11 protein-coding genes and 1 pseudogene are annotated in these 18,149 nt (G+C 45.3%); 6 read left to right on the forward strand and 6 right to left on the reverse strand.

Annotation, left to right across the window (positions count from 1 at the left end):
* Positions 1-83 precede the first annotated feature (83 nt).
* The 3 genes from QUB24_RS27850 to QUB24_RS27860 all read right to left on the reverse strand — a co-directional run bounded on the left by QUB24_RS27850 (position 84) and on the right by QUB24_RS27860 (position 3,569).
* A complete protein-coding gene (locus QUB24_RS27850; RefSeq protein WP_333156835.1) occupies positions 84-578 on the reverse strand; it encodes a GNAT family N-acetyltransferase in 495 nt (164 codons plus the stop codon).
* 91 nt (positions 579-669) lie between these two features.
* Positions 670-1,266 (reverse strand): tRNA isopentenyl-2-thiomethyl-A-37 hydroxylase MiaE, encoded by a 597-nt coding sequence (locus tag QUB24_RS27855; RefSeq protein WP_333156836.1) that lies wholly within the window; start codon positions 1,264-1,266, stop codon positions 670-672.
* A 122-nt stretch (positions 1,267-1,388) separates the two neighbouring features.
* Positions 1,389-3,569, reverse strand: coding sequence for a tetratricopeptide repeat protein (locus tag QUB24_RS27860; protein ID WP_333156837.1), 2,181 nt, complete (start codon positions 3,567-3,569; stop codon positions 1,389-1,391).
* A gap of 99 nt (positions 3,570-3,668) precedes the next feature.
* On the opposite strand from QUB24_RS27860, the gene QUB24_RS27865 reads away from it, so the two are divergent.
* Entirely contained in the window at positions 3,669-4,337 is a 669-nt protein-coding gene (locus tag QUB24_RS27865; RefSeq protein WP_333156866.1) for a glycosyl hydrolase 108 family protein, read from the forward strand.
* 318 nt (positions 4,338-4,655) lie between these two features.
* Positions 4,656-5,786: a serine/threonine-protein kinase gene (locus QUB24_RS27870; protein WP_333156838.1), complete on the forward strand. Its 1,131-nt coding sequence runs from the start codon at positions 4,656-4,658 to the stop codon at positions 5,784-5,786.
* A 117-nt stretch (positions 5,787-5,903) separates the two neighbouring features.
* On the opposite strand, the gene QUB24_RS27875 is transcribed toward QUB24_RS27870, so the two are convergent.
* Positions 5,904-6,182 carry a hypothetical protein gene (locus QUB24_RS27875; protein ID WP_333156840.1) on the reverse strand — a complete coding sequence of 93 codons (279 nt, stop codon included), beginning with the start codon at positions 6,180-6,182 and terminating at the stop codon, positions 5,904-5,906.
* A 159-nt stretch (positions 6,183-6,341) separates the two neighbouring features.
* Between QUB24_RS27875 and QUB24_RS27880 the strand changes: the two genes are divergently transcribed.
* The 4 genes and pseudogenes from QUB24_RS27880 to QUB24_RS27895 form a co-directional block, all read left to right on the forward strand.
* The gene (locus QUB24_RS27880; protein ID WP_333156841.1) at positions 6,342-9,848 is read left to right on the forward strand and encodes a PAS domain S-box protein; all 3,507 of its coding nucleotides are present in this window, start codon (positions 6,342-6,344) and stop codon (positions 9,846-9,848) included.
* A 418-nt stretch (positions 9,849-10,266) separates the two neighbouring features.
* Complete coding sequence (locus QUB24_RS27885) at positions 10,267-11,538, forward strand: FAD-dependent hydroxylase (protein WP_333156842.1); 1,272 nt, start codon at positions 10,267-10,269, stop codon at positions 11,536-11,538.
* A 339-nt stretch (positions 11,539-11,877) separates the two neighbouring features.
* A complete protein-coding gene (locus tag QUB24_RS27890; protein WP_333156843.1) occupies positions 11,878-12,555 on the forward strand; it encodes a DNA-binding response regulator in 678 nt (225 codons plus the stop codon).
* 119 nt (positions 12,556-12,674) lie between these two features.
* Positions 12,675-13,241 (forward strand): annotated as a pseudogene (locus tag QUB24_RS27895) (FAD-dependent monooxygenase); the annotation flags it as partial.
* A gap of 182 nt (positions 13,242-13,423) precedes the next feature.
* Here QUB24_RS27895 and QUB24_RS27900 read toward each other — a convergent pair.
* Positions 13,424-14,593 (reverse strand): hypothetical protein, encoded by a 1,170-nt coding sequence (locus QUB24_RS27900; RefSeq protein WP_333156845.1) that lies wholly within the window; start codon positions 14,591-14,593, stop codon positions 13,424-13,426.
* Complete coding sequence (locus QUB24_RS27905; protein WP_333156846.1) at positions 14,583-18,092, reverse strand: sacsin N-terminal ATP-binding-like domain-containing protein; 3,510 nt, start codon at positions 18,090-18,092, stop codon at positions 14,583-14,585. Before QUB24_RS27905 ends, QUB24_RS27900 begins: the two co-directional genes overlap by 11 nt.
* Positions 18,093-18,149 lie beyond the last annotated feature (57 nt).

Raw genomic sequence — 18,149 nt, forward strand, 5'->3', positions numbered from 1 at the left:
TCCCGCCCGTCCTTTTTGGACGGGCGGGACGCCCATCCCACAATAACAATTAAAATTGTAAGTTATTTAATTCGCGCTCCTAATTATAGTTTTTTTGTACCTATAAATTTTACGTAAACCCGATCGCACCTTGGCGTCTCCACACCAGTTGTCGGTAGATATCCGCTATTTTCGTACATTTTCACAGCTTGTTTAAGAATGCTGGCAGTTTCTATCCAAATTTCCTCAAAGCCGCGAGCGATAATTTTACTTTCCAATTCTTGCAGTAAAAATTTACCCAAACCTTGTCCTCTTGCTGCTGGCAAAATATACATTTTGCGAATTTCCACAGCATTATTTCCGCGCTCAATCGGATAGTAAGCCGCCGTACCGACTATTTTATCCTGCCGTTCAACTACCCAAAATTCGCCGCCTTTATTCTGATAATGAAGTTCTACATCATAGACATCTCGATCGGCCCCGTGAGGTTCGCATTTTAAACCGTATTCTGCTAAAACATCCCTAATTAAATAGAACGCCTCAGCGCGATCGCGCGTTTCCCAGGAACGAATTAAAAAATCCAGATGTTGGGTTTTCATTGGTGGTTGCAACGTATATTTATTTTTTGACTTTAGCAACTGTAAACTTACTAATTTTTTTTATTTTACAGTCTTTAAATGCACCTAGATTTTAACTGTGAATTCTCGGTTCGGGATGAAGACTGGCGAGCAAATCGCTCTCTACTAATGATAATTCCTCCAACCTGTCAATCACAAGAGTGCGATCGAAATAAGTTGTTGCCAAAATCCAATATACCCCGTAATGGCGCGCCTCCGAAGCCATCAAACTGCGGTAAAACTTAGCTAATTCCGCGTCGGGACAGCGATCGCCCAGCAGCCCCAACCGTTCGTGACTGCGCGCTTCTATCAAACCAGAAACCAACAAAGAATCCAAAAGTCTCTCCGGTTCCTGTTTGCGAATTTGGGCGGACAAACCGGCACCGTAGGGAGGTGCGGCCAAAGGGCCTAAAGCAATGCCGCGCTTTTCTAACCGCTGGTTGACTTGCTCGAAATGCTCTAATTCTTCGCGGGCGATCGCCGTTAGCATCCTCACCAATTTTTCCCTGGCTGGGTAGCGAAACATTAAATTTAACGCTACTCCCGCCGCTTTCCGCTCGCAGTGAGAATGGTCTAATAAGATTGTATCCAAATGGGCGATCGCCTGTTCCACCCAAGCTTCCGAAGTCGGCTGTTTCAAAAACTTAATAGTTGGCAGTGTTGAAGTCATTAGTCAGCAGTCATTAGTCATTAGTCATTAGTCAGCAGTCATTAATCAGTAGTCATTAGTCAGCAGTCATTAGTCAGCAGTCATCAGTCAGCAGTCATCAGTCATTAGTCATCTGTCAGCATTTATCCTATTTTACACAATTTTTCCAACACCGCATACATATCAACAGCAAACTTTTTCGGATTCCACAGCGGCGACAAATTGGCTGGAGCTTTAGATTTCACCAACTGTGCTTTAATGGCATTTCTCAATTCACGCTCTTGGCCCAATTTTACACCCACTTCCACATATTCCGACCAAGACAAAGCCACGCCTGTTTCAATTCCCAAAGTCTGCAAAAACGAATAACCCATTCTCGACAAAAATTGCTCTCCTGTGCGAGTCACCACCGGCAAATTAGACCACAAAGCCTCTAAAGTTTGAGTTCCTCCGTTGTAAGGATAAGAATCTAACAACACATCGGCCAGCAAATAGATAATTCTGTGTTCTTCCTCAGTAGCAAACCTCGGCAAAAACTTAATTCGGTGCTTGCTCACTTTCTCAGCTTCACAAGCTTGGTGATATGCAGCCTCAAACACGGCAGCATCGCCTAAAGCTTTGTGAATTAAGATACTGTTCGGCACTTCTTTGAGAATCGCAATTTGTGCTTTTACCAACTCGCTATTGAATTTTCTGCCGGAAGCGACGCACAGGTAAACTATCTGATCCAATCCGATCCGATGCGACCTTCTCAATGCAACTGGATCGACTCCATATCTCTGAAAACCGGACACCGCTACAAAGGAATCAGGCATCCTAATTAGCTGTTCGTCATAATATTTTTCCCGATCTGCTGGGTGCGAGTGCCTGTCTGTAATAAAGTAATTTTCCGGCGATATGTAAGGGGCGTCAAATCCCAGCCAAGAAACACAAACTGGTGCGGTTTTTTGGTAGAGAATGTCAGCGTTAACTGGTACGCTGAGAGAATCTAAATCAACTAAAACGTCCAATTCATCTTGCTGAATTTTGTCGATAATTTCGGCAGAGTTTGCAATTCCGTTCGGGTAGGTTGTGGGAAAAGTTAGTTTGGCAAAACTTTCAAATTGCTGAGTGCGATCGTCAGGAACGATTCTTTCGGAAGCGTACAAATACACATGGGGTGTGATGTCGGACAATTCGCGAATGATGTCGGCGCTGCACCAACCGACAGAATGGCGGCTAAAGTGATTGGACAAAAAGCCGATTTTTAACTTGCTGGATGCGGAACTTGGTTTGAAACTGTAATTTGCAGGTTGAGAAAAATTAGGTTTAATACATTGGTCGATATACTTTTGGGCAATTAATCTGTAAAGTTTAGAGTTGGCTGCCAAGTCATCTCGCAAATAGGGTGTGCTGAATAACAAGTTTGCATAAAGCGATTTAATTTCCACCGGGCTAGCGGTTTCTAAGTTTTGCTGCAAGTATGACTCTAGCTCTAAAAATCGATCGCCCGCAATTTGATTTAATCCCGACACTTGATAGGTGCTGATGAAGTAAATCGCGGTCATAATTGGATCGGTTTCGGCACACATTTGGCTGTATTGGTGTACGGCTTGCCGCGCGGCAGCTAAATCGCTAGTATCTCTGAGGATGTCGCACAAATGTTGGTGGGCAGAAATAAAATCGGGTTTAATTTCTAGAGCTTTTTGAAGGTTGGGTATGGCGTCTTTAAATTGACCCTGGTGGCGCAAAACTTGGCCAATTTGACAGTATGCTTCGGCTAAATCGGGTTTGAATGCGATCGCCTGTTGCCATGCAGCCACCGCCTCATCTAACTTCCCTTGCCGCGCTAATTTATCTCCTAAATTTAAGTGAAAATCTACCTGAGCAAGGTGGGGATTAAGTTCGAGAGCTTTTTGTTCGTATGCTACCGCTGCATCCGGCTGCCCCTGCTGCTTCAGTGCCCCTGCCAAATTCCAGTAAGCAGCAGCCAAATTTGGTTTAAGTTCGATCGCCTTGGAGTAATTGACAATAGCCTCCACCAAACGCCCTTGTTTGTAGAGCATACTGCCCAAATTAGCATAAGCCTCAGCAAAATCGGGATTCAGAGCGATCGCCTCGGAATAAAACCGCATCGCTTCCTCAATTTGGCCACTTGCTTGCTGCACATTGCCCATTGTCACGTAAGCCGCCGCCCAATCCGGTTGCAATTCCAGAGCTCGGCGACAAGCAGCGACGGCTGCTGGTAAATTGCCTTGAGAGTAATACATTTCTGCAGCGACTGTCAGGGATGCAGCATCTTCAAATTGGGGTGTTTCGGATTGGTTGCGAAAATCGGAATTCATTTTGCGGCCTATCTGTGCTATCAAGTTAAAGGTTGAATCTATATTATTTTGCAGAGTAGCAGTTTTAGCGGAACTACGGGCGATCGTCACAGAGAATTTATGAGCGACAAGCAAGCGACACAGCGCCAACATCACATCAAGTGGAAACCAAACCTCCTGCTGGGGATACTCTTGTTAACCTTAGCAATCCCCTTACCCTTTGCCCAAAAGACTTTCGCACAGCAGCAGCAGACAGCCAGCTTTCGGCAGAAATTATTTCAAACTGCTCTTTATTTCACCCTATATTTTGAGGGCGGATTCAGCAATCACCCTGCCGATAAGGGCGGCAGAACTTATCGGGGCGTCTTGCAAACGGAATACAACGCCTACCGCTACAGTCGTGGGCTTCCGCCCCTCGACGTGACGCAGATGTCGGAAGCAGAGCTCCTAGAAATTTATAAATATTACTGGGATTCGAGCCTATCGGGCACGATGCAGCCGGCTTTGGCGATCGTCATGTTTGACACCGCCGTTAATTTCGGTATTAATAACTCTATTACCTTTCTCCAGCAAGCGTTAGGATTGCCACAAACGGGAGTTTTTGATGCCCGCACCAAGGAAGCGCTGAAAGGGGCAAATAACAGAAATACCGCCCTGCAAATGATTAATGAACGAATTATTTACCGCTACAAACGGGTACAAGAAGACCCGACTCAAATGGCTTTTTTCCGGGGTTGGTTGAGTCGCGATTACAGTTTGTGGGGGTATGTGAATAAGATTAAAAATTAACAGTTAATAAGCTGACGCGACTCGAATTTTTACAATCTTGTTTCTTGAAACTATTGTGGGGTGGGCAGGAGAACCTGCCCGAAAATTAAAATATCAATGCAGAACAGCTTATCCGGCTCAAATAACCCTTATATAGCAATAACAATTTGTCAAGTAAATTAATTTCATAAAAGTCACAATTTTGATTCATAAAATTCCGATTTATTAAGATATATTTCAGCTCTTTAAAAACCTAGTAAATTTAAAGTAAACGGTCTATAACATAAATATAAAAACCCAGTGTGTAGCTGCTGCACCAGTAACTTAAGCCATGAAGCTATGACAGTAGAAGAAGCCATTAATTTCTTAGAGAATTTCGTATACCAACAAACAGGAGAACACCTAACTCGATTAGAGCAGTCGATAATTCGAGGCGTTGTAGGGGGTTTAACGTACCAAGAAATTCAGCAAAACGATCCGATCGCCCGCGGGTACACAGTGGGCTACCTAGGGCGGTATGTCGGCTACAACTTGTGGAAAGACCTCACCAAGGTACTCAAGCAAGCAGAAATTATTGGACAAGAAGAAAGAGTAGTCGGAGCAAATCTTTGGGACTGCATCATGAGATCTGTACAAAAAGGCACACAACCAGCTAATTCTGTCGATCCGATGTTGCAAAAGCTGCTGCGGATGCGTTACCGAATTAGAGAACATTTGGTGAACACGGAGTACAGCGATACCTATCTGGCTGAAGATGAAAATTTGCCCGATCGACCTTTGTGCCTCGTCAAGCGCCTGAAAAGCCAGTCTGAGAGAACCGGTCAGTTATTCGATCGAGAAACGCGCGTTTTATATCGATTGGGCCAACACGATCGGATACCAGAATTGTTAGCTCGCTTTGAAGAAGATGGATATTTTTATTTAGTCTATCAATTCATCGAAGGGCAACCCTTGTATCAAGAACTAATCGAAGGTCAACCCTGGGAAGAACATCAGGTTATTGCTTTGTTGAAAGATATCTTGGAAGTGCTGGTATTCGTTCACAAACAAGATGTAATTCACCGCGACGTTCACCCTCAAAACTTAATCAGGCGGACATCAGATGGCAAGATTGTATTAATTGACTTTGGCGCAGTTAAAGAAATCAACACCTCGCACAATAGCACTGGCCAAACGCGATCGCGCGGCGGTACTCAGCAAGATTATATTCCTCCCGAACAAGCCATCGGCTCACCGAAATTTTGCAGCGACATCTATGCTGTCGGGATTATCGGGATTCAAGCCTTGACAGGGATGCGCCCGAAACAACTCAGAGTTGATAATTTAGGCAATCTCATCTGGCAGAAAAATGCAATTGTCACCCCGGAGTTTGCTCGCGTTTTAGACCAGATGGTGTTGTACGCTTTCCCCCAGCGTTACCCGTCAGCAACCGAAGCTTTGGAAGCACTTCAAAAGTTGGGAGTTAGTTGAGTGTTGTCAGTTGTCAGTTGTCAGTTGACAGTTGTCAGTTGACCGTTACCAAATCAGACTTTAATATCCCCTCTTTAGTCCCTCTCTGCTGGGACGAAAGTTTGTGTAGTAGCGGTTTCAACCGCCGAGTCTTATCTGTTGTGCCGATCGCATTTCCCACAGCCACAGCAGCCGATTTACAATGCGAGTGCTCTTGTTGCCGATAGATTCATCCGCTACCATTATCCCTCGATGTACTGAGTAAAAACGCTCCGTTTTGCCGATGAATCGGGCCCTGATTTCCGAGAGCGAAGGGACAACGAACAAGGAACAAGGAATTTTTTGTTTTAATTTACCCACAATAACAATTATTGAATTCTGCCGGATGCCTTCTAGATAAGAGCCTTCAACCTTCATTTGACGATCTCTCTAAAGTTAGATAAAATAATTCATATTTTATGGTTAGCAGCTTTGAGAAAATCTTAAGCAGCTTTGTATAGCGGGCAACAATATCACTAGAGTGTTTATTGTTACCTTAGATACGTAGAAACCCAAATAATTTGAGGGAGCGAGAAATTGGAAGTTTTTGAACGATCACAACAACTGCAAAGGCCCTCAACCCGAATGGCTGCTGTCGAGTCTTTTTCCAAAAAAGCGAGTATTGCAGTAATGGCGATCGGCTGTACAGTCATTTTGGGTTGGATATTCGATGTGCAACTCTTAAAAAGCCTTCTGCCCGGACTCGTTACCATGAAAGCCAATACTGCAGTATGCTTTATTTTGGGCGGGTTTGCTCTATTCATCCAACAGAGCCGGCGCGCCAAATTAACAGCAAGAAAGTCTCACAAAAATCACAAAAAATTAATTTTTGTATCCTCATTTTTAATTATATTAATTAGCCTCTTAACCCTAGCTCAATATAGCTTTAATTTAGACTTAGGCATCGACCAACTGCTATTTAAAGAAAGTTACACTTTGACAATCACCGGAACACCAGGACGCATGGCACCGAATACTGCGGGTGCTTTTTTATTGCTGGGAACAGCGCTGCTGCGGCTGTCAGAACGTCGGCCTAAATACCTGCGGATTCAAATCTTAAGCTGTTGTGCATTTTTAATTGCATTTACGGGATTGATAGGCTACCTCTACGACAAAGCTTTATTTTACAAAATTGGCAATAATACAGGGATGGCTTTGCACACGTCTGCAGCATTTATGTTGCTGAGCTTCGGCATTTTATTTGCCAGTCCAGAGCGAGGATTGATAGCAGTAATGACGAGCGATCGCGCGGGCGGCATCATGGCGAGGCGCTTGTTGCCACGGGCAATCATTATCCCGCCTTTAGTGGGTTATTTCATCCTATTGGGAGATCGGTTACAAGCCTATACGCCGGAGGTAGGGATATCGCTGTTAAGCGTATTGAACGTGATTATTTTTACAGTTCTGATTTGGCAGAATGCCAAAACTCTCTGCAGCGCAGACCGGAAGCGCTATCGAGCGGAACTGGGACTGAGGAAAGCTAAATTAGACTTAGAAACTCAAGTTGAGAAACGGACTCTCCAACTGCAACTCGCCAATGAGCAATTGCAGGAGCAAATTTTTGACTCTCAAACAACAAAGCAGGCGCTTCAAAAAAACTATAACCTGTTGATGGCAGTCATCAACAGTACGCCCGCCGCCCTATTTGTCAAAGATATTCAGGGCCGTTACCTAATGCTTAATGCTGCAGGAGCCAGTATAATTGGCAAGTCTGTAGACGACATTATCGGCAGAGATGACAGCGAGTTATTTCCGCCGGAAATTGCGGGCAATATTATAAAAACCGATCGCCCAATTATGGCAGCGGGAACAACGGAAGCTATCGAAGAAGAGCTGCCAGTCAAAGGAAATTTGAGGATATTTCTTTCTACAAAAAGTGCTTACCGGGACGGGTTAGGAAAGATCAGCGGTATAGTTAGCATCGCGCGGGATATTACTGAGAGCAAACAAGCCGAAATCGCCAACAGAAGTTTGGCAGCAATTCTGGAAGCAACCCCGGATTTTGTAGGTATCTCCAACCTCGAAGGACGCGCCATTTACATCAACAAAGCAGGCAGAAAAATGGTGGGTATAGGCGAAAACGAAGATATATCCAACCGACAAGTTGCAGAATTCACGGCAGCTTCAGCCCGCAGCACTTTGAAACAAGCGATCGCCACCGCTGTTTCCGAGGGCTTTTGGAGTGGAGAAACAGCCTTCGTGTCAGGATCGGGACTCGAACTTCCCGTCAGCCAAGTCATCATCTCCCACTCCGCACCGGGTGGCCAACTCGCATACATTTCGACGATCGCCCGCGACATGAGCGATCGCAAACAAGTTGAACAAGCGCTGCAACTGTCTCAAGCTCGTTTCGCCGGCATTGTAGACATTGCCGACGACGCGATTATTTCCGTGGATGCTGAGCAAAAAATTATCCTGTTCAACCAAGGTGCAGAACGGATTTTTGGGTGGACGGCTGCTGAGACGATCGGGCAATCCCTGAGCCTGCTGTTGCCCGAAGCTTTTGCCACCCCTCACAGTCACCTCGTCAGCAATTTCGGCTGCGGCGTGAAACAAGCCCGAAAAATGGGCAACCGCAAAGAAATTTTCGCCCGCCGCCGAGATGGTACGGAATTTCCCGCCGAAGCTTCTATTTCCCAACTCGAAGTTGCAGGCGAAATCATATTCACAGCAATTTTGCGCGACGTGACAGCCAGCCGAGAAGCCGAAGCATCTGTGCGTCTGAGCGAGGAAAGATACCGATCGCTGGCAATAGCCACCGCCCAGATGGTTTGGACGACCAACGCTAGCGGAATCTTCGACAAGCCTCAGCCTGATTGGATAGCTTATACGGGCATGAGTTGGAAAGAGAAGGACAACTGGATAGAAGCAGTGCACCCAGAAGACCGCGATCGCACAATTCAAGCTTGGATGCGGGCCATAGAAACAAAAAGTCTCTACGAAGTCGAGCACCGGTTGCGGGCCGCCGACGGCAGCTACAGACACTTCTGGGTGCGGGGCGTCCCCCTTTTGGCAGCCGACGGCAGTATTCGCGAGTGGGTGGGAACTCACACCGACATTAGCGATCGAGTCCAAGTTTTGGAAGCACTCAAGCAGTCCGAGGGACAGTATCGATCGCAAGCAACCGAGCTCGAAAAAGCTGTCCACGAGTTGCACCAAGCTCAAACTCAACTAATCCAAACCGAAAAAATCTCTTCTCTCGGCCAGCTAGTCGCCGGCGTCGCCCACGAAATTAACAATCCGATTAACTTCATCTACGGCAACATCACCCACGCCAGCCAATACACCACAGACTTGCTCGGTTTGCTCCACCTTTACCAAGAAAAATACCCAAATCCCGTCCCAGAAATTGTAGAAGCAGCCGAAGATATTGAAGTTGATTACTTAATGGAAGACTTTACGAAGATTTTGGAATCAATGAAAGTTGGAGCCGATCGCATCCGCGACTTAGTTGTATCCTTACGCAACTTTTCCAGACTCGACGAATCGCAGATGAAGCGAGTAGATATTCACGAAGGAATCGAAAGCACTTTGCTAATTTTGCAGCACAGGCTCAAAGCTAATGTACTTCGTCCCGCTATTGAGATTATCAAAGAATACGGCAATTTTCCAAAAGTCGAGTGCTATGTAGGTCAGCTCAATCAAGTATTTATGAATCTTTTAGTAAATGCGATCGACGCAATCGAAGAGTACAACAGCACTCATTCTTCCAAAAAAATATATTCTCAGCCCAACCGAATTCGGATTAGCACCAGTGCGAATTCCGAGACAGTAACAATTCGGATTGCCGACAACGGCATGGGAATCAATCAAGAAGTTCTTGGCAAGTTGTTCGACCCATTTTTTACTACTAAACCCGTCGGCAAAGGTACAGGCTTGGGACTGTCAATCAGCTATCAGATTATAGTTGAAAAACACCGAGGCAAATTGCAGTGTGTTTCCACGCCCGGGGAAGGTGCAGAGTTTGTCATCGAGATTCCCATTCGCCAGGAAGTATCAGCGCTGGCTACCGAAAACACCAAGGAAATGGTCAATCTATTTTAGATTTTAGATTTTAGATTTTAGATTTAAGCATTGACTTGCGCGAGATAAATTCGAGGGGCAAGTTTCTCGGATACAGGTTTTTTATTTCTGGACGGATGAATCACGTGGCGGGTATCCTGGATGCTTTCGGTCATTAGTCATTAGTCATGAGTCATTAGTCATTAGTTTCAGGGCTGATCCATCGGGGGGGCTAGAAACCCGGTTTCTACGAGTTTTGCGTTGAGTGACGAGAAATATAGGAAGAAACCGGGTTTCTGAGGTAGCGAGTGCATCCAGGGCTTGCATTTGGATATCGTAGTCTGAAAACCTGGATTTTCACGAATGCCGGTACTCTCCCTTTCTCGATCGCCCTAAATCGAAATAATTCTTTACAATAAAAAAGTAACAATCCAATTAACCTTGACAAAATCCCTTGAAAATGCCTGTAAACCAACTTTCTCCAACCACAGCCTCGACGCAAACACCGACACTCGACTTTGACATAGCCATCGTCGGAGGTGGCATAGTCGGGGCCACCTTAGCCAGCGCGTTAAAAGATTCTGGATTAAAAATCGCTATAATTGAAACCCAACTCCCCGCCGCCGCCGCAGCCAAAAAACAAGCCTATGCAATCACCCTGCTATCAGGAATGATCTTAGAAGGTATCGGCGTGTGGCAGCAAATCTTGCCGCAAATCACCACCTTCGAGCAAATTAGCCTCTGCGACGGCGACTATCCCGGTGTCGTCGAATTCCACCGCCCGGATTTGGGAAATACTGGCAAATTGCCTGTACCAAAAGCAGCTTTAGGTTACGTTGGCGAACACCGAGTCATGCTGTCAGCTTTGCACGAATGTTTGGCAAAAAACCCGAATTTTAGTTGGGTTTGTCCGGCGGAAGTAGTGGAGGTAAAATATTTAACCGATTGCGTCGAAATAGAAGTCAAACAAAACGGCGAAACTCGGACTATTCGCACCAAATTATTAGTCGCCGCCGACGGTTCGCGATCGCGCATCCGCACCGAAGCCAACATCAGCACTCGCGGCTGGAAATACTGGCAATCCTGCGTTGCTATCACTATTAAAGCAGAAAAACCGCACAATGATATCGCTTTTGAGCGCTTTTGGCCGAGCGGCCCGATGGGAGTCTTACCATTACCTGGGAACCGCTGTCAAGTAGTTTGGACAGCACCCCACGCGGAAGCAAAAGCTTTGCAACAAATGGATGAAACAGAGTTTTTGACTTTGTTGGAACAGCGCACGGGCGGGCTTTTGGGGCGTTTGGAATTGGAGAGCGATCGCTTTTTGTTTCCCGTGCAGTTAATGCAGAGCGATCGCTACGTTTTGCCCAGATTAGCACTAATTGGCGACGCGGCCCACTGCTGCCATCCCGTCGGCGGCCAGGGATTGAATATGGGTATTCGAGACGCAGGGGCGATCGCCCAAATCTTGCAGCAAGCGCACCAAAAAGGCGAAGATATCGGCGACTTGCGAGTATTGAAACGGTATCACAACTGGCGCAAAAAAGAGAATTTAATCGTGTTAGGATTTACCGATTTTCTAGACAGATTATTTTCCAATACTTGGCTGCCAATTGTAGCATTTCGCCGCTTCGGATTGTGGTGTTTGCGGACAATTCCCCCAGTGAGGTTTTTAGCCTTGCGCTTGATGACCGGCTTGATGGGGCGGCCGCCGGAATTAGCGCAAAATTAGAATAAACCGGGTTTTTTCCTATGTTGCTTGCACTCTAGCGGTGTTGCCACATCCGCCAGGGGTTGAAACCCCTGGCTAATAGCGAAAGTCGGTTGAAACCGACTGAAAATCCGAGATAAAAATGAAAAACTCTTTAGTCCTCATAGCGAGGACTTTTGCTATGAGACAGGGGTTTCAACCCCTGGCGGACTATCGGACTAACCGAGGTTTCTCGCCACTGGCACAATCAAAGAAACCGGGTTTTTTCCTCAATCTTTGCAATGTTACGAAGTTGGTCGCAAAAACGCGGTACAATGATCGACTCAGCTCAAACCCAGCCCTGACGGCAATAGAAAAACTATGCAGCCCGAACAAGAACAAGAAATTCTCAACCTGCGCGATCGCCAATTAACGCCCAAACAAATTGCCCGAAAGTTAGGATTGAAAGCATCCGAAGTCAGTACCTTTCTTCAATCTCATGCAGAACAAACAGCCCTCGCTAGCGCCGAAAAAGGAGAGTTATTGCCCGTTGCTCAATGTCTCGTGGATGTAAATTTTGCGAAGGTATTGTTAGGGAATGAAACCTCTGAAACGAGCGGTTTGGGTTTAGTGGTGGTTACCCGTTCCAAGGGATACAATCGTTTTGTTGCAGCCTCTTATTTGATCGACTACTGGTGTTTGGGAGTCAAGGATACCATCCCGCCACGTAACTGCAACGATAGCCAATATAAAAAATTCGTTCAGCTTTCTTACTCGCAGTTTATGCAAGAGTACGAGGAGATTAGTTTAGAGCAAGCACAAGCCCTGGTTTGGGGCGCGATCGCCTATGCCAAAACATTAGGCTTTGAACCGCATCGCGATTTCGAGCAGTCGAAGGCTCATTTAGGAGAATCAACCAGCGAAATCGGCTTGAAATTCGGTCGCAATGGAAAACCTTATTATATTGAAGGGCCTCACGATAATACCAGGAAAATTATCAATACGCTTAAAAACTCTGTGGGAGACGGTAATTTCGATTACTTGTTCGGGATTGGGTAGAAATTGATACGGGGGAGCGTCAACCGCCAAACCATCAATCGTGATAAAATAAACATCGGTGTTACTGACAACTCCCCACAATGGAAGAAACCCGCGCCCAAGGTTATCTGCAATTGATTCAGACAATGCTGACTTGTCCCAACGGTGAGGAACGGCAGATTTTAAAGGCTAACTTAGAATTGGTAGATTCGGGGTTTCTGCAATTTTGCGAGGTAAGCTGTTCTGCATTTAAACTACGCGGGCTTTTAGGGCATTTGGAATTGGAGAGCGATCGCTTTTTGTTTCCCGTGCAGTTAATGCAGAGCGATCGCTACGTTTTGCCCAGATTAGCGCTAATTGGCGACGCGGCCCACTGCTGCCATCCCGTCGGCGGCCAGGGATTAAATATGGGTATTCGAGACGCTGGGGCGATCGCCCAAATCTTGCAGCAAGCCCACCAAAAAGGCGAAGATATCGGCGATTTGCGAGTATTGAAACGGTATCACAACTGGCGGAAAAAAGAGAATTTAATCGTGTTAGGATTTACCGATTTTCTAGACAGATTATTTTCTAATACTTGGCTGCCAATTGTAACATTTCGCCGCTTTGGATTGTGGTGTTTGCGGACAATTCCCCCAGTGAGGTTTTTAGCCTTGCGCTTGATGACCGGCTTGATGGGGCGGCCGCCGGAATTAGCGCAAAATTAGGACTTACGCACGGGTGGTCAGAAACCGGGTTTTTGCGAGAATACTTCGTTAAAACCCATATAAACTGCCAAAAACCCGGTTTCTTTAGTATTTATGCGTAATTCCTATAGAAGTACAGTTTAACTATTAGCAAAATTCCCCGATGTCTAATCTGGAGAGTGTGAAATATTAAATAAACTCGCTCAAAACGCGCCCCAATAAATGGAAGACTCGCCCTTGGAATTTGTCGCCGCTTTACTAATATTAGATTCTTGATTTTCAGGCTCGGTAGCGGTGACAAGCGATGGTAAAGACCTAATTCGCAACTCGTTTAGCAAACTGTGAATATTACATGGCTCCGCATCGATAATGCTGGCGAGGGGTAGCAAATTTTTAACGGCATATTCCCCAAGCCGAGCGTTAATACTTTCTGCTAAATACGATAGCATAATATATCTGCTAGCACTACTGATAATCTGAAAAATTTTATTGAATTCGTCAAAGTGTTGAGTACCCGGTATATCTGTGGCAATACAGGTTTCATCGCTCAAAAATAAATCTACATTAATTTGACTAGCCGCTGCAACTTGAGCTTTGGCCAACCAGATTAAATCTAAAATTGGTTCCGATTCGCACTCGTGAAAAATCAACCGCTTCAAACCCGATCGCAATTCTGCCGAGTTTAAGGTATTTTGCCATTCTAGACACCAATCGCAGCTTTTGGTATTTCGGGCGATTTTTACTGTTTTCGGGCGTTCTATAGCATCTTTCAACAAAGAAAGACAGCCAACCGATTTAGCAAATTTGGCAGAAACTCTATCGTGCAGTATCCGGTTAGGGTCAATATAATCCTTGCGCCAATGCGCGTCGGGGATGAAAACTTTTTCCGCCAAACAAAGCGTGTTGTTAGCGGTAAGAATCGGTATATTGTTAACTGCGACTCCTTGTAATAACTGTTGAGATTCCAGGCGGTAGAGTACCTGAATCGCGCAGTTTTTATCCGCTTCATTTAAAGCATTATTGCCGTACTCTGCTGCTAGTTCGGCCAGGAAGTCTAAGTAGTCTTGTACAGTGGGCGAGATCCTTTGTCCTAATAACTGATAAACTTCGGAATGAGAATTAGAACTAGGTATTGTTGTGCGTCGATTTCCGAAAAAACCAACATCATCTAAAAAAGCGTGTTTGGGCTGCCAAAACTTACCCGTAGACTCATCCCACAGACATTGACGATGAGCAAAACGCTCTTGAATTTGCCGCTTTTGATCTGCCGAAATACCGCCTTTTACCAAAGTATCGTAAAAATACTTGTAAATCGCCTCGACTGATTGCAGTTGTGTATTTTGATTGTTGGATAATTTAATTTTAACTGTCATTTTCCCAAAGTTTTATGATAACATCAAAGTAGTCGATAACGGTATTTGGGTCTACAGGCTCAAAACCCAGTGCCTTTTTGATTTCTACCTTCAGTAAATCCCGCTGAGGACGTGCAAATATAAACTTTTGGCTGGCGACTAAAGGAGCATCTTGAATGAAACACAAGTCTTTAGCGCGGTACAATCTAGGTTCAGGTTTTGCAGCACCGAAATATTGGCTTAACTTTTGAGGATTTCCCTCGACAGGAAGCCAAGGTTTATCTACAAGTGCTTCTGGTAGTGTCTTGTTGCTGTTGGCAAGTCTGATATTTTTGATCGCATCCCAGTTGTCAACGATGTAATTAAAAATAGCAATGCAGCTATCGGCTACAGCCTCTGCACCCGATCGATTGGCCCTTTGAATGAGATTGTCAACGCAGGCTAAAATGTCATCAGCATCGGGATTTTGCCTCATTCCTAACTCTGAGAAAAATTTCAGCCAAATTTCAGAATTCTGCGAGTAAAATTCCATGTCTGGAATCACTGCTACATTCCCGATAATGTTTCGGACTACCTCACTAAAAGGATTATAAATCAATTGGGCAGCTCTCAATCTCCTGTCACTACAGCGTACCAGACGTGCCTTTTTAAGCTCTTCCTGGAATCCGAAAGCATTCTCTCCTGCATTTTCTAACTCTTTGCTAGCTTTAGTCAAGTTATCCCTAATCCAAGTTAGTGCGATTAACTGTTCTTCTGGGGAAAAGGAGGCATACTCTGGCAACAAACAGTCACGAATTAGTCGGGCGCGGTTGAGTATTGGTACTTGCAAAAGTTGGAAAAGTGGCAGCCATTCTCGTTTTTGTCCTAAGCGTAAAAGGCGCAAACTACCTGCAATTTCTGGCGGTTCATATCCGTCGCCCGGAAGGTAGACATTTTCACTGTAGAGGTCAACTATTTCGCCGGAAGTTGTTGGATAAATTGGCAGTTGGCGCAGCTTCTTTTTCCGGTTTTCATCGTAATTTATTTGCTCTCGACTTGCCAGGAAATTCAGCAGATATGTATAATGCTTTTCGTTGTAAGGTGGCAAACCTCGATCGCACCGCGAATATACTATGTCTAGGATATCCGGGCCCGTGATACAATAGACTAACTGATTTTTGTGGCGATCGGCAAATTGTGCGATCGCACCCTCAAGTTTTGCCGGTGCTTTGACAAGTGTTGCCCCAAAATATTCTACCGCCGCAATTGTTTCCGCCTCAATTCGATCCCCGCGCAACAAAGGAGTGTCAGCAATTTTCGCTTTGTAAAGCTTGCCATTACTTCCCGGAACCAGTGGCACTTTTGTCAAGGCATCGACTGTTTCTTGCGACAGATGTCTCGGATTTATCTTGTAAAAATAATCATAAACTAGAGTCAACCATTCTGCATTAGGAGGATGCGTTGCATCGGGATTCCAATCAATTTCTGACGCAGTTGAATCCACCAACTTAACCAATTGCTTGGCTACTTCCGCAGCAGTCATGGCTGAGATGCCCTTTAGATTGTATGCAGGCAATAATTTAGTTAAATCTTGGTGGAGAAACCATTCGGGATAACTGACAAATATTTCCCTCTGCGCCTCATCTGCAATGTAGATAGTGCCGATCGCATTATACCCAAATACCTGCAAAGTATTGTCAGCCAGAATAGCAAGTGGCAAACCGCGCAAATCTTGACAATTGTCGCTGAGACAATATCGCAGCATATTCCCAATCCACTGCCGATTTCGCAGGCTTGCTTTCGGTGCATCCGACAGCGCAATCCCTAGGGATTTATTTTCGATTAAATGCTTTCGCAAGTTTGCAGCAGTGAAGGTTGGTAAAGGCAAACCTGCATCTTTAAAAGCTGTTAAAATCGAATCGGGCAATGGCGGATTTGGAAGATCGATATTATCGGCACACAGCGGTGCTAATAACTCGTCCCAACACTTTTTAGATGGTAAATTTTTGACTGTCGGAGGTGTCACCCATCTTGTCTGTGACATTACTGCTCCGGTAATTTTACCCTCATATACAATTTGTTTGACAGCCGATCGCACAACTGGTTTGTGGTACAATAACTGCATCACAAATCCCTGCAATTCTTCCAGAGCTTTGCTGGCAGTAATTTTGCTAATCGGCCAAATTTGGTAAAATTTATCTGATTCAAATACTCCGATATCTTGCACTAAATCGACAATTAAGTTAGCACAAGCATGAGACAAAACGTGGCGCGCTAGTAGCCCATTCCAAATAGCTCTAGGCTTATCTTTTCCCGTTTGTCCGCTGTCGCTACTGAGATTATCCCGCGAACTATTTAAGTTGAAAAAACCGTTGATGTGAACCTGCCAACCAGTTTCGAGAGGAAGCGGCAAAAAACAGTAAACTTTGCCCGAAACAGGCGCCAGATTTCCCTCTGTACTGGCAGCATTAATTCTAGCAGCCGCACCGGCCCAAGGCACGACTTTTTCTTGGCTTTGGTGCATTGCTTCTATGACTTTTGCCAATTCGCCGCCTTCGTCTGTGCGAATTAAACTGACTATTCTCCAAGTTGACTTGATAGTACGATCGCAACTAATCGTTTCTATCTCGTGGCGGTAAGAAACTGAGACTAAACCGTCATGATTGCGGTGGCACAATTCCAGCAACTTGTCGGGGTTATCGGGAATTGCATCAAGGATTTTTTGTCGCGCCGATCGGACTTCTTGCGGATTTTTGGTAACAATCGCTAGAATTTCTTGCCTAGTTCCTTGACTGTTTGCAGGAATTTCGTAGACTCTAATTTCCTGAACAGATTTCAAAAATAGCAAAAGTTCTTCACCCGACTGTCTCAGTTCGTCTAGGAGTTCCTTGACGTTTGATTCAGTAAAAGCTTGTTTGCGAATCTCGCTATTTTTTGCGCTTTCCGTTGTTCGCAGAGGCAGCCGAAATAGAGTACCTTGAAAGTTTGTATCTCCAACGGGCAATCCTCCCGCTGCATAGACTTGCATAAAATCGGGATATTTTTGGTACCATTTAGCCTCTGCCAAATTCCACTCGCGCCCAGGTTCTTGCCGAGAAGTGCCGGGAATAGCTGCACCGTGAGGGTCAAAAAAAATGATGCGATCGCGCGACACGAAACTGGGAAAATCTGTAACGTGATAAATTGCATTAAACCCAACACCAAACCTACCCGTTTTCTGCAAGTCTCGCGCTTTTTCGCTTTGTCCCAAGCTGCGAATGCTGTCAAAATCTTTGTCTGCAAACACGCTATCGTTGTAGACTAACATCGCCGGCCCCATTAGCAGTACCATGCGATCGTCCGGCAATGATTTGACGTGATGGTTCCGCCAATCAAGGGTTATTTCTACCCGCGCTGCTTTCGCATCGTCAGCATTTTGAATTAATTCTTTGAGAATCCCCACACCTTCGGGATAATCTCTGATAATTCCCCTCAATCGGGCGATTAAAGGTTCTGATTGATAGAAAGATTTTCCCTCAACTTCGCTGTTGCTGTAAGCCATAGATGTTCTGACTGCAGGAATTTTCAGGCGAGCGCGGGTGTTCGCTCTCTACCCATA

This window comes from Microcoleus sp. B9-D4, assembly GCF_036705105.1.
Lineage (GTDB): Bacteria > Cyanobacteriota > Cyanobacteriia > Cyanobacteriales > Microcoleaceae > Microcoleus.